Origin of the sequence: Thalassospira sp. MCCC 1A01148 (assembly GCF_001613795.1) — a bacterium.
GTDB lineage: Bacteria > Pseudomonadota > Alphaproteobacteria > Rhodospirillales > Thalassospiraceae > Thalassospira.
In genome coordinates this window covers 1,218,167-1,231,320 of the sequence record NZ_LPVZ01000020.1, presented here as the reverse complement: position 1 = coordinate 1,231,320, position 13,154 = coordinate 1,218,167, and the positions used below count along the sequence as shown (strand labels likewise).

Sequence of the window (13,154 nt, the reverse complement as noted above, 5' to 3'; positions counted from 1 at the left end):
TCTGCGGGCTTCCAATTGGGTGCCACCATAGAAGGAAGAGGCACATGTTTTGTGGCAGTGTTTTTCCTTCCTGTGATGGCATCCAAGACTACCTAGGTCTTACTTAAAGACGACTCTAGGACACTCTGAATACTGGTTCTTCTTTCCTTCCTTGTTTGAGGGTCTCAGAAACCATAAACAGCCAAAGCAGACTTAGGATGACTAAAGGAATTCTTTAGGAGTACCTATGGGGGGAAGGGGGGCTTTTTATTTATATTAATAATATTTAATATGTTTTCGTTGTCCCATTGTGCCGGTTGAACGCGGATGTTTTTGGGTCGCAAATCTGATCAGGCATTCGTATACGAGCTAGCGCAAACTTCCCCCCATAGGGTGGTCCCGGCTATTGCCCCAGCCTTGTCAATTTTCACGGTCCTTACCAACGGTTTTCCCCTTTTTGTTACAACCACAACGAACGTTGACATTTGTAACAAACCGATTTAACTGGCAATTACAAACCAGTTAGCAAGGGCAGGCTTATGGAACGTTACGTCATCTACAAGCGGGTAAGTACAACAGACCAAGGGCGAAGTGGATTGGGTCTTGAGGCTCAGGCGAGGGACTTGGCCCTGTATCTTGAGACATACAGCCCTGAACCGTTCGAGGTCATTGCAGAATACGTTGATGTGCAATCCGGCAAGGATGATGACCGTCCAGAACTGACCAAAGCAATTGACCATGCCAAACGTGACAAAGCCGTTCTTCTGGTTGCAAAGCTCGACCGCCTGAGCCGTAAGGTCTCCTTTATATCGCAGCTCATGGAAGACAAGAGGCTGGATTTCCGGGTGGCTTCAATGCCTTCGGCTGACAAGTTCCAGCTTCATATCTATGCAGCATTGGCGGAGCAAGAACGTGACTTCATATCGCAACGGACAAAGGCGGCTTTGAAGCAAGCCAAGCTGCGTGGTCAAAAGCTAGGTGGACTCAGAGACAAGACCATGAAGCGCAATGAGGCTCTCAAGGCACAAGCTGATAGTAGGGCGCACAAGCTAGAAGGCATTGTGAAACCGCTCAGGGAACAAGGGGCAACCCTTCGTGATATTGCCGCGTCTTTGAATGCAGCAGGAATTAGCACACCGCGCGGTGGTGATTGGCAGGCTGTGCAGGTCAAGCGTTTGTTGGAACGTCTTCAAAAGAAATAACAAATGGGCCTATGACCGTCATAGCCCACTGATTCTATGAATATCTGTTTGCCTCCAGCTAAATGCGAGAGTTGCGACCATCGGAAACTCGCTATGATGGTGTTTTTTCCCGCAACCTATTGCTTAAAATGACAATGCAGATATTGTTCAGCATAGCATATTTGTGAGGTGAAAAGACGTTCGGGGGAGCATTGGCTATGAAGAAGTCTGAAGCCGATGTGAAGACCAAACTCATCACACCGGCAATCATGAAATCAGGCTGGGATATTAACAGCCAAATGCGGGAAGAAGTTACCTTCACCGCCGGACGCATCATTGTGCGTGGTAAGATGACGGCACGAGGCAAAACCAAGCGTGCTGACTATATCCTTTATCACAAGCCGAACATTCCCCTAGCTATTGTCGAAGCCAAAGACGATTCCCACACTGTTGGCTCAGGAATGCAACAAGCCCTTGAATATTCGGATATGCTGGACATTCCGTTTATCTTCTCATCCAACGGTAAGGGATTCTTGTTTCACGACAAATCGGGAACCTCGGAGAAGCTGGAAACCGAACTCACCCTAGATGAGTTCCCATCCCCTGATGTGCTTTGGCAGAAGTTCAAAGCCATGAAGGGTCTTTCCGACACTGCCGCAGAAATTGTCTCCCAAGATTACTATGATGATGGCAGTGGTCGTGCTCCCCGCTATTACCAATCCATAGCCATCAACAGAACCATCGAAGCCATTGCCAAGGGGCAAAACAAGATTCTTCTGGTTATGGCGACGGGAACGGGCAAAACCTACACGGCATTCCAAATCATCTGGCGTTTGTGGAAAGCCAAACAAAAGAAACGCATCCTTTTCCTTGCCGATAGAAACATCCTTGTTGACCAAACCAAACAACAGGACTTCGCCCCTTTTGGCGACAAGATGACGAAGATTCATAATCGGACAGTAGACAAGTCCTATGAAATCTATCTGTCTCTGTATCAGGCAGTCACAGGGACCGAAGAAGAGCAAAACATATACAAGCAGTTCTCCCCGGACTTCTTTGATTTGATTGTCATTGACGAGTGCCATCGTGGAAGTGCATCCGAAGCCTCGGCATGGCGAAGAATCCTCGATTACTTCTCAAGCGCGACCCATATCGGTTTGACGGCAACGCCAAAGGAAACAAATGACGTTTCCAACATCGCCTACTTTGGCGAACCCGTTTACAGCTATTCCCTGAAACAAGGCATCAGCGATGGCTTCCTTGCGCCTTACAAGGTCATTCGCATTGATTTTGATAAGGACCTAGAGGGCTATCGCCCTGAAAAGGGCAAGACGGACAAGTTCGGCAATCTGATTGAAGACCGCATCTATAACACCAAGGACTTTGATAGAACCCTTGTTCTTGAAAAGCGCACAGAAAAGGTTGCTCAAAAGGTGACGGAGTTCCTCACGGAAACAAACCCCTATGACAAGACCATCATATTCTGTGAAGATATCGACCATGCCGAGCGCATGAGACAAGCAATTGCCAACGCCAACCCGGAGCGCATGGCAGAAAACCACCGTTACGTCATGCGGATTACAGGTGACAATCCTGAAGGCAAAGCCGAGCTGGACAATTTTATCAATCCTGAATCCAGATACCCCGTTATTGCTACCACCTCAAAACTGATGACCACTGGGGTGGATGCCAAAACCTGTAAATTGATTGTCTTGGACCAACGCATCCAATCCATGACCGAGTTCAAGCAAATCATAGGTCGTGGCACGCGGGTCAACGAAGAGCACGGTAAAAAGTTTTTCACCATCATGGATTTCAAAAAAGCCACTGAGCTTTTTGCGGACCCTGATTTTGATGGGCAACCCGTTCAAGTCTATACCCCAGAACCAGATGCTAATGTTGTCCCTGACGATGGTGAAACGCCAGACAATGTAGATGATAGTGGGCAGGAAATCCCCCCGGATGTCACATGGGACAACCACGAAGACAACGAAGGCCAGCAGAAATACTACATCAATGATGTTGAAGTGGATGTCCTTTCAAAGCGGGTTCAATATCTCGATGCCGACGGCAATCTGATAACGGAATCCTTGAAGGACTATTCCCGCAAGAGCATCACCAAGGAGTTTGAAACCTTGGATGCCTTTTTGCGTCGCTGGAACGAAGCAGACAAGAAGACCGCTATCATCAAGGAACTTGAGGAACAGGGTGTTCCCGTCAACGTCTTGCGCGAAACCGTTCCCAATGGCGAGTCTTACAGCACCTTTGACTTGATCTGCCATGTCGCTTACGGACAGCCCCCACTGACTCGGAAGGAACGTGCCGAGAAAGTCAAAAAACGAAACTATTTTGCCAAGTACGAGGACAAAGCCAGAGCAGTTTTAGAAGCCCTACTTGATAAATATGCCGATGAAGGTTTGACGACATTGGAGGACAACAAAATCCTCATGATGGCCCCCTTCCCGCAAATCGGTACCCCCACTGAAATCATTAAATCTATTTTCGGCGGTAAGGCTCAGTATGGCAAAGCCATCAATGACCTTGAAACCGAGCTTTTTAAACAGGACCAACCTGCATGAGTAACGTATCGGGCATCATCAAATCCATCCAAGACATAATGAGAAAAGACGTTGGTGTGGATGGTGACGCTCAAAGGATTAGCCAGCTCGTCTGGATGTTCTTTCTGAAAATCCTTGATGACCGTGAAGAGGAGCTTGAGCTCCTTGATGATGACTTCACTTCCCCCATGCCAGAAAACCTGCGCTGGTGTAATTGGGCGAAGGATGCTGAGGGCATTACAGGCGATGCCTTGCTTGATTTTGTCAACAACGAGCTTTTCCCCAAACTGAAAGAACTGCCGTCAACGGGTGCAGAAGGGCAACGTGCCACTGTCATCAAAAACGTGTTTGAGGATGCCTACAACTATATGAAGTCTGGCACCCTGATGCGCCAGGTCATCAACAAAATCAACGAGATTGATTTTAACGCAAGTGATGACCGCCATACCTTTGGCGACATTTACGAACAAATCCTCAAAGACCTTCAAAGTGCCGGAAACGCAGGTGAGTTCTACACGCCACGGGCCGTCACCCAATTCATGGTGGATATTCTTGACCCGAAGTTGGATGAAAAGGTCTTTGACCCTGCCTGTGGAACAGGTGGTTTCTTAGCCTGCACCATTGACCACAAACGCGCTCAGTACGAGAAAAGTGCCGAAGACAGAGAAACTTTGCAAAAGTCTATCTTTGGCGTTGAGAAAAAGTCTCTCCCCCACTTGCTTGCCGTTACCAACATGGTTCTGCATGGCATTGATGTTCCCACCAACATTCGACACAGCAACACCTTGTCCCGTCCTTTGGTGGATTACTCAGAGTCTGACAGGGTTCAAGTGATCCTGACCAACCCGCCTTTTGGAGGTATGGAAGAAGACGGCATTGAAAATAATTTCCCCGCCAGCTTCCGAACCCGTGAAACGGCAGACCTCTTCCTTGTGCTGATTATCCATCTTCTGAAAGATGGTGGCCGGGCTGGCGTTGTTTTGCCTGATGGCACTCTCTTTGGCGAGGGCATCAAAACCCGCATCAAAGAAAAGCTCCTGACGGAATGCAATCTGCACACCATTGTCCGATTGCCGAACGGTGTTTTCAATCCATATACGGGCATCAAAACCAACCTATTGTTCTTCACCAAGGGCGAACCGACAAAAGACGTTTGGTTTTATGAGCATCCGTACCCCGAAGGCTACAAAAGCTATTCAAAAACCAAGCCCATGAAGATTGAAGAGTTCGAACCTGAAAAGGCTTGGTGGGATAACAGGGAAGAAAACGACCACGCTTGGAAGGTGTCATTTGAAGACATCAAAGCGAACAACTTCAATTTGGACATCAAGAACCCCAACATTCAAGATGTCACGCATATGGACCCTGCCGAACTGTTGGAAAAGTTCAACAAGAACCAGCAGGACATGACAGCAACTCAGGACAAGCTGAAATCCATTCTCGCTGAAGCCTTAAATCGTTTGGCGGGAGAATAACTATGGATAAAGAAATCTTTCTAACCGAGTTCGGCCACCTCGCCCAAGGACCCGATGGGGTTAAGAAGCTCAGAGACTTGATTTTGCAGTTGGCTGTTCAAGGGAAATTGGTAGGGCAAGACTCAGATGATGAGCCTGCTAGTGTGCTTTTGGAGAAAATTGAGGCTGAAAAGAAAAATCTGATTGCCAAAGGTGTATTTAAAAAATCTCGCCAAAAGCCTAAAGAGATTTCACCACTATTTCTAATTCCAAAAAGCTGGAAATGGATTTCTATGGCAGAAACTGGTCACGAATGGGGCCAAGAAAAACCGTCTCAAGATTTTTTGTATATTGATGTCAGCGTTATCGACAATGTTCTGGGTAAAGTTGGCAGTAATGTTCCTCTTATTACTCCTGAAGATGCTCCGTCTCGAGCAAGAAAGCTGGTCAAACCTGGAACCGTTATATATTCGACCGTTCGCCCCTATCTGAAAAACATTGCTGTGATTGAACAGGAATATTCTCCAAAACCTATAGCAAGCACAGCCTTTGCAGTAATCGCGCCTTTTTCAGGCATAGATGCAACTTTCATCAAACATTATCTCAGAAGCCCTGATTTTGTTGGGCACGTCGAAAGTCAAATGATGGGAATGGCATACCCTGCAATTAACGATTCAAAGTTCTTTGCTTCTCCCTTTCCTCTCCCCCCCCTTGCCGAACAAAAACGCATCGTTGCCAAGGTCGATGAATTGATGGCTTTGTGTGATGAGCTGGAAGCATCTCAAGAAACCAATGTCACCCTTAAACGTGACTGTGTTGCCTCCACCCTTCATCATCTATCCGAAGCCAGTGACAAAGATGAAATCAAATCCAATTGGTCTATTGCTGAGAACAATTTTGGCAAATGGTTTGATGACCTCGAAACGGTCAAAAATCTGAGGGCAACAATTCTTCAATTGGCTGTGCAGGGAAAACTGGTTGAGCAGGACCCGAATGATGAGCCAGCTAGTGTTTTGTTGGAGAAGGTTAAAGCTGAAGGTATATGCGCCAAAAACAAATACCAATCGTCAAATCAACAAGTTGACGCGCAATTACCTAGAGGCTGGGCGCGCACTGAATTGGGAAATCTTATTTCGATTAGATCAGGGGATGGTCTGACAAAAGCTAATATGGAGCTTGGTTCAATTCCTGTTTTTGGCGGGAATGGCATCACAGGGTACCATTCTTCATCAAACGTCATTGAACCTACTTTAGTTATTGGCAGAGTAGGATTCTATTGTGGCAGTGTACATATTACTCCCGCGCAAGCGTGGGTCACAGATAATGCCTTTATCACCACGTTTTCCGAATACTGTTTCGACATTGAGTTTTTGTATTGGTTGTTGAGGACCACAAACTTAAAGGAAAGAGATTCTGCGACGGCCCAACCAGTTATATCTGGAAAAAAAGTATATCCGATAATCGTAACCGTGCCTCCCAAGGGAGAACAAAAACGCATCGTCGCCAAAGTCAATCAACTCATGACTTTGTGTGATGAGCTAGAAGCACAAATCCTATCATCCCAAACCCTGAATCAGAGTCTTATGGCGTCCCTCTGCCATCACATGACCGTGAACTGATATGATAAATAGCTGGGAACCGATGAGGGGGACTTCGATTCTTCGTTTGCTCATCGGTAACACTACTGGTAAACAAATCTAAATTTGTGAGGAAATATCCATAGGTTTTCTGCGGTTCTCAGGTGATTTTTGTTCAATCTTCTCCTGGGCACCATACCCCAGCACATCGTTGATGTGCTGGGGTATTGTCGTTTTGGCTTACATTTTCCGAATTTGTCTGATGGGCGCTGCTTGTGGCGTCGAAAACCGCGCAATTGGTACGACTTTTGCGGTGCGATGCGCTGTTTGCTGTGTTAAGAACAGGCAAATTCTGACATTTGGAGAACCGCGATGACCAATTTCCTCCATCTCGGAGATCTGCCTGATGACCTTGACCTTGGAAAGGTTGTGGCCATTGACAGTGAGACCATGGGCCTTAACCCGCACCGCGACCGTTTGTGTGTCGTGCAGCTTTCACGCGGGGATGGTAACGCCCATCTGGTCAAGTTTGATGGGGAAGATTACAGCGCGCCGAACCTGAAAAAGCTTCTGGCCGATCCGTCGGTCCTGAAGCTGTTTCATTTCGGACGTTTTGACATCGCCGTGATGGACAAATATCTCGGCGTGCGCTGTGCGCCGGTCTATTGCACCAAGATCGCCTCCAAACTGGTGCGCACCTATACCGACCGTCATGGTCTGAAGGATGTGCTGCGCGAGACTGTCGGGGTCGAGATTTCCAAGCAGCAGCAGAGTTCCGACTGGGGTGCAGCCGAGCTTTCCAAGGAACAGATCGATTATGCCGCATCCGATGTGCTGTATCTGCACAAGGCAAAAGAAGAGCTTGATCGTCGTCTCGTCCGTGAAGGCCGGATGGAGATGGCGCAGGCCTGTTTTGACTTCCTGCCGATGCGCGCGACGCTTGATCTGGCGGGCTGGGAAGAAACCGATATCTTTGCCCATTCCTGAGGTCGGCATAAGGTCGGTTAACCGCCTGTGAAGATTGATCCTGTATTGCCTGTGCTAGGGAATTGACCCCTAGGCCAACCGGGTTCATAGTTTCGGCCCAATGATCTTGCAAGATGGGCGATACAGGCTATCTCCGGGCGGAAAACGCTAACAAGAAACAATGACAGTGACCCCAGACGTGTCCAAAGAGTCCTCCAACCTGCCGGCACCGGCATCTGATGCCGATCTTGCCATTGCGCGCCGTGTTCTTGGTATCGAAGCCAATGCGCTGCGCGAACTTGCAGAATCGCTAAATGGTGCGTTCTGCGATGCCATCAACCTGATCGAGGGCCTGAAAGGCCGTCTGGTTGTGACCGGCATGGGCAAAAGCGGCCATATCGCGAAGAAAATCGCTGCGACCTTTGCCTCGACCGGCACCCCGTCCTTTTTCGTTCATCCGGCCGAGGCCAGCCACGGGGATCTGGGCATGATTGGCAAGGATGATGCGGTGCTGGCCCTGTCCAATTCCGGTGAAACACCGGAACTGTCCGATATTATTGCCTTTACCCGGCGTTTTAATGTGCCGCTGATCGGCATGACCCGCAAACCGGAAAGCTCGCTTGCCAAGCAGTCCGATTGCCCGCTGGTTCTGCCGGCAAGTCCGGAAGCCTGCCCGAACAAGCAGGCGCCGACGACATCAACCACGGCGATGCTGGCCTTTGCCGATGCGCTGGCCGTGACATTGATGGAGCGGCGCGGTTTTTCATCTGATGATTTCCGAACCTTCCACCCCGGTGGCAAGCTGGGTCAGCGGTTGCTCCATGTCGGGGATGTCATGCATGGGGCCGATACCCTGCCATTGGTCAAACCGGATGCGCTGATGGCCGAGGCACTTGTGACCATGACCAGCCATTCGTTTGGCTGTGTTGGCGTGGTCGATGATGCCGGGGCCCTGGCCGGGATCGTGACCGATGGCGATTTGCGCCGTCACATGGCTGATAATCTGGTGGCGATGAAGGTCGGTGATGTCATGACTGCCGGGCCGAAAGTAACCAGTGCCGATGCGCTGGCGGTTGAGGCCCTTGCCATCATGAATGATCGTTCAATCACGTCATTGTTTGTCCTTGATGACGCTGGTGTGCCGGTCGGACTGGTTCATATCCACGATCTTTTGCGTGTCGGAGTGGCCTGACGCATGAGCACAGAGGGCACGCCACAGGTCGAGGATCACGACGAAAGCCAGAAGGCCGAAGCACGTGAGCAACGCCACGCACGCGGCTTTTCGCGTGATCGCATGCCCTCGGCGCGGCGTAATGTGCGGATCAATCCGTTCCGCCGTGTCATCGTCAATATGCTGAAATTCGTCCTGCCGCTGATCGCGATGACGATCCTCGCCCTTGTGGTGCTGTGGCCGCAGATCGAACAGGTGCAGGAAAGCGGCTTTCGGCTGGGCTTTTCCACCTCGCCCGAAGATCTGATGGAAAATGTTGCGATGAGCAAACCCCGCTTCTTTGGCGTGGATGGCAATCGACAGCCCTTTACCGTCACGGCCAGTGAGGCCGTTGAAACCGCAGAAACCGAAACGCGACCCGACCATATTTACCTGTCAGCGCCGCAGGCCGATATCACGCTTAATGACGGATCGTGGATCGCGATGACCGCCAATGAGGGGTTCTATACTGAAGCTGACGGGATACTTGATCTGGTGGGCACGGTGAACATGTACCACGATCAGGGCTTTGAAATTCATACGGAAGAAGCTGAAATTGCCATGAATTCCGGCAGTGCCAGCGGTGATGTGCCGGTTGACGGGCAGGGGCCGTTTGGCACCATTGCATCCGATTCCGGGTTTGAGCTTGAAGACAAGGGGGCGGTGATCCGCTTTTTGGGGAAATCCCGTCTGGTGATTTTCGACAGTGCAATGAATTCGACGGAGCAATGAGAGGGAAGTCATGATTGCGATGCCGCATCTCGCCCGCAAGACTGGAACGGTTCTGACACCCCTTGTGCTGGGGGGGCTTATGCTGGGTGCGGCCGTGATCGGCCTGTCCAGCACGGTCAAGGATGCTGCGGCCAATCCGTTGGGTTTGGCCCAGAATGGCAGTGGCGGGCTTGAAGTCGAGTCTGATAACGGCATCGAATGGCGCCGCAACGAGCAGGTTCTGATCGCGCGTGGCAATGCGGTGGCCAAACGTGGCGGATCGCGTGTTGATGCCGACGAGTTGCAGGCACTTTATCGCGACCGCGACGGCAATAGCGAGATTTACCGCATCATCGCGACCGGCAATGTGAAGCTTTCATCCGATACCGACGTCGCCATTGGCGATCGCGCCGTTTATGACATTGACGAGGCCGTGGTCGTGCTGACTGGGGATAACCTTAAATACACCACCCCCACTGAAACCCTGACCGCACGCGACAGCCTTGAATATTGGGAAACAGAGCGTGTGGCGGTGGCACGCGGTGATGCGGTTGCCGTGGCCGAAGATCGCACGCTGCGCGGGGATGTATTGACCGCGCGCTTTGAGGCCGGCGAGGGCGGGGCCAACGAATTGCGCCGCATCGATGGCCAGGGCAATGTGAATATTCGCACAGCGACAGAGTTTGTTGTCGGCGACCAGGGTGTTTATGATGCGAAAACAGGTATCGCGACCCTTATTGGATCGGTTAAGATCACCCGCGGGGAAAACCAGTTGAACGGGGATCGTGCCGTTGTGGACCTGAATACCGGGATCAGTCGTCTGACGGCCGACGGTAGTGGCGATGGCAAAACCCGTGTTCGGGGCCTTCTGGTTCCGCAAAAAGACGAAAACAACAGCCCGGCCGATGCCGGGACCGGTAACTGAGAAAGGTCGGTCATTTGTTCTGGTCGCGCAAAAGCGTAAAATCCGACAACGCCAAGGCGACAGCTGCATCTGGCAGCGCACAGCCAACTGACGGCGGGACAACCGGTCCGCGCCTGATCAGCACGAACAAGGGTCTTGTGGCGCATAATCTTGGCAAAAGCTTCAAGAAGCGTCCGGTGCTCAAAGATGTCTCGGTGTCGGTACAGCGCGGTGAAGCGGTTGGCCTTCTGGGCCCGAACGGCGCAGGCAAAACCACCAGTTTCTATATCATTACCGGCCTTATTGCCGCAGATCGCGGCACGATTTCCCTTGATGGGCGTGACATCACCATGATGCCGATGTATCAGCGCGCACGCATGGGAATCGGCTATTTGCCACAGGAAGCCTCGATCTTTCGCGGTATGACCGTCGAACAGAATATCATGGCTGTTCTTGAAGTGGTCGAGGATGACCGCCTTAAGCGCGAACAATCCCTTGAAGACCTTCTGGCAGAATTTGCGATCGAACATTTGCGCCGTACACCCGCACTTGCCCTTTCGGGCGGGGAACGCCGCCGTTGCGAGATTGCGCGTGCGCTTGCGGCCCATCCGAATTTTGTTCTGCTTGATGAACCACTTGCCGGGATTGACCCGATTGCAGTGGGTGATATTCGCGATCTTGTACGTCATCTGAAAGATCGTGGCATTGGGGTCTTGATTACTGACCACAATGTGCGCGAGACTCTAGACATTATCGACCGGGCATATATCTTGCATGATGGTCGGGTTTTGATGGAAGGTGGACCTGAGGAAATCGTTCGAAATGACGATGTACGCAGGGTTTATCTGGGCGATCGTTTCAGCCTTTGATAACGCCGCCAGCCGTCAATGAAGTCTTGGGGGGAGAGTTCGGATTGACACGGGGTAGTGCATAAATGGCCCTGAAGGCGCGTCTGGATCTACGCCAGTCCCAGTCACTTGTCATGACTCCCCAGCTGCAGCAGGCTATCAAACTGCTGCAATTCAATAATATTGAGCTTTCCAATTTCATCGACAGTGAACTGATGGAAAACCCGCTGCTCGAGCGGGCCGATCCCGGCCAAACCTATGCCGAGGCCGGCGACGGTGCGGTGGGCAATGGCGATGAAGGCCTTGATAGTCGCTCCAACGACAATTTCGCAGATCGCGATGACCAGTTTGGCACGGATCGTCTGACATCGAGTGAATCCATGGGCAGCGATGATGGCCCGCTTGATGTTTCAAGTGACGCGCTGTATGGCGGCGAGGGCGAAATCACCCGCAATGGCGAACCGGTTTCGGGCAGCCACGATTATTCCGCGCCCTATGGCGGCGGGACAGGTGGCGGTGTCGGCGGTTCGGCAGCCGGGGGCGATGACCTGCCGGGGCTGGAACAGACCCTTGCGGACGAGGCGACACTGCGCCAGTCACTTGATGATCAGCTCAACATTGCCTTTGCCGATGCCACGTCGCGCATGATCGGAAGCTATCTGATCGATATGCTTGATGAGAATGGCTATATCAGCGGCGCGCTTGATGAAGTTTCCGAGGCGCTTGAATGCGATTTGACCGATGTCGAGCGCGTTCTGAAAATCATGCAGGGCTTTGATCCGGTCGGCATCTTTGCCCGTGATCTGGCGGAATGTCTGGAACTGCAGTTGCGGGAACTCAACCGCTTTGATCCGGCGATGGCCGCCCTTCTGGCCAATCTGGAATTGCTGGCCAAGCGTGATTTTGATCGTTTGCGGCGTGTCTGCGGGGTCGATTCGGATGACCTTTACGACATGATCGACGAGATCAAAACCCTTGATCCGCGACCGGGTAAAACCGCTGATGGCGAAATCGCAACCCCTGTGATCCCGGATGTTCTGATGCGTTCGGCAGGGAATGGCAACTGGCATCTGGAACTGAATTCCGAGGCCCTGCCACGGGTTCTGGTCAATGAGGACTATGTCGCCCAAATCGGATCCGGGCTGCGTGACCGCGAAGAACGCGGCTTCATGAGCGAAAAACTGCAGAGTGCCAACTGGCTGGTCAAGGCGCTGCATCAGCGTGCAACCACCATCATGAAGGTCGCCAGCGAGATCGTGCGCCAGCAGGACGGATTCTTTACCCACGGGGTCGGGCATCTGCGTCCGCTTATTCTGCGCGACATTGCCGAGGCGATCGGCATGCATGAAAGTACGGTTTCACGCGTGACCAATGGCAAGTTCATGTCGACCCCGCGTGGGATGTTCGAACTGAAATACTTCTTTACCACAGCCATCTCGTCTTCTGACGGTGGTGACGCCTATTCATCAGAGGCCGTGCGCCATCGGATCAAGTCATTGATCGACAACGAAGAACCTAAGAAGATTTTGTCTGATGACAAACTGGTTGAGCTTCTGGGCAAGGAAGGAATCGACATTGCGCGCCGAACAGTGGCAAAATACAGGGAAGCTATGCGCATTCCTTCGTCAGTCCAGCGTCGGCGCGAGAAAAAATCACGTGCGTCCTAGCACGATTTTATCGAAAAAATGTACCTTAAGGTGCTGTAATTCAAGGGAACATACCCATATCTTGACTTGGTAATGACGAGGGAATATGGTGCGCCCACC

The 13,154-nt window shown here is 51.3% G+C and carries 10 protein-coding genes; all 10 read left to right on the top strand.

All coding sequences use genetic code 11. The annotated features are described in order from the left end of the window. The first annotated feature begins 518 nt into the window (after positions 1 to 518). Positions 519 to 1,181, top strand: coding sequence for a recombinase family protein (locus AUQ43_RS15065; protein ID WP_062957019.1), 663 nt, complete (start codon positions 519 to 521; stop codon positions 1,179 to 1,181). A 197-nt stretch (positions 1,182 to 1,378) separates the two neighbouring features. Beyond that, positions 1,379 to 3,739 (top strand): EcoAI/FtnUII family type I restriction enzme subunit R, encoded by a 2,361-nt coding sequence (gene hsdR, locus AUQ43_RS15060; protein ID WP_062957018.1) that lies wholly within the window; start codon positions 1,379 to 1,381, stop codon positions 3,737 to 3,739. Continuing rightward, the gene (locus AUQ43_RS15055; RefSeq protein WP_062957017.1) at positions 3,736 to 5,193 is read left to right on the top strand and encodes a class I SAM-dependent DNA methyltransferase; all 1,458 of its coding nucleotides are present in this window, start codon (positions 3,736 to 3,738) and stop codon (positions 5,191 to 5,193) included. Before hsdR ends, AUQ43_RS15055 begins: the two co-directional genes overlap by 4 nt. Before the next feature lie 2 nt (positions 5,194 to 5,195). After that, positions 5,196 to 6,791 (top strand): restriction endonuclease subunit S, encoded by a 1,596-nt coding sequence (locus AUQ43_RS15050; protein WP_062957016.1) that lies wholly within the window; start codon positions 5,196 to 5,198, stop codon positions 6,789 to 6,791. A 330-nt stretch (positions 6,792 to 7,121) separates the two neighbouring features. Then, on the top strand, positions 7,122 to 7,736 hold the full coding sequence (locus tag AUQ43_RS15045) for a ribonuclease D (RefSeq protein WP_062957015.1): 615 nt from the start codon (positions 7,122 to 7,124) through the stop codon (positions 7,734 to 7,736). Between the two features lie 160 nt (positions 7,737 to 7,896). After that, the gene (locus AUQ43_RS15040) at positions 7,897 to 8,907 is read left to right on the top strand and encodes an SIS domain-containing protein (protein ID WP_062957014.1); all 1,011 of its coding nucleotides are present in this window, start codon (positions 7,897 to 7,899) and stop codon (positions 8,905 to 8,907) included. 3 nt (positions 8,908 to 8,910) lie between these two features. Further along, on the top strand, positions 8,911 to 9,657 hold the full coding sequence (lptC, locus tag AUQ43_RS15035; RefSeq protein WP_062957013.1) for an LPS export ABC transporter periplasmic protein LptC: 747 nt from the start codon (positions 8,911 to 8,913) through the stop codon (positions 9,655 to 9,657). A 10-nt stretch (positions 9,658 to 9,667) separates the two neighbouring features. Then, the gene (locus AUQ43_RS15030; RefSeq protein WP_062957012.1) at positions 9,668 to 10,561 is read left to right on the top strand and encodes an LptA/OstA family protein; all 894 of its coding nucleotides are present in this window, start codon (positions 9,668 to 9,670) and stop codon (positions 10,559 to 10,561) included. Between the two features lie 14 nt (positions 10,562 to 10,575). After that, positions 10,576 to 11,409 (top strand): LPS export ABC transporter ATP-binding protein, encoded by an 834-nt coding sequence (gene lptB, locus AUQ43_RS15025; protein ID WP_062957011.1) that lies wholly within the window; start codon positions 10,576 to 10,578, stop codon positions 11,407 to 11,409. A gap of 65 nt (positions 11,410 to 11,474) precedes the next feature. Further along, complete coding sequence (rpoN, locus tag AUQ43_RS15020; protein WP_062957010.1) at positions 11,475 to 13,055, top strand: RNA polymerase factor sigma-54; 1,581 nt, start codon at positions 11,475 to 11,477, stop codon at positions 13,053 to 13,055. Positions 13,056 to 13,154 lie beyond the last annotated feature (99 nt).

Coding starts and splice junctions, on each gene's coding strand:
- AUQ43_RS15065 (WP_062957019.1), top strand. CDS start 519: ATGGAACGTTACGTCATCTACAAGCGGGTAAGTACAACAGACCAAGGG.
- hsdR (WP_062957018.1), top strand. CDS start 1,379: ATGAAGAAGTCTGAAGCCGATGTGAAGACCAAACTCATCACACCGGCA.
- AUQ43_RS15055 (WP_062957017.1), top strand. CDS start 3,736: ATGAGTAACGTATCGGGCATCATCAAATCCATCCAAGACATAATGAGA.
- AUQ43_RS15050 (WP_062957016.1), top strand. CDS start 5,196: ATGGATAAAGAAATCTTTCTAACCGAGTTCGGCCACCTCGCCCAAGGA.
- AUQ43_RS15045 (WP_062957015.1), top strand. CDS start 7,122: ATGACCAATTTCCTCCATCTCGGAGATCTGCCTGATGACCTTGACCTT.
- AUQ43_RS15040 (WP_062957014.1), top strand. CDS start 7,897: ATGACAGTGACCCCAGACGTGTCCAAAGAGTCCTCCAACCTGCCGGCA.
- lptC (WP_062957013.1), top strand. CDS start 8,911: ATGAGCACAGAGGGCACGCCACAGGTCGAGGATCACGACGAAAGCCAG.
- AUQ43_RS15030 (WP_062957012.1), top strand. CDS start 9,668: ATGATTGCGATGCCGCATCTCGCCCGCAAGACTGGAACGGTTCTGACA.
- rpoN (WP_062957010.1), top strand. CDS start 11,475: ATGGCCCTGAAGGCGCGTCTGGATCTACGCCAGTCCCAGTCACTTGTC.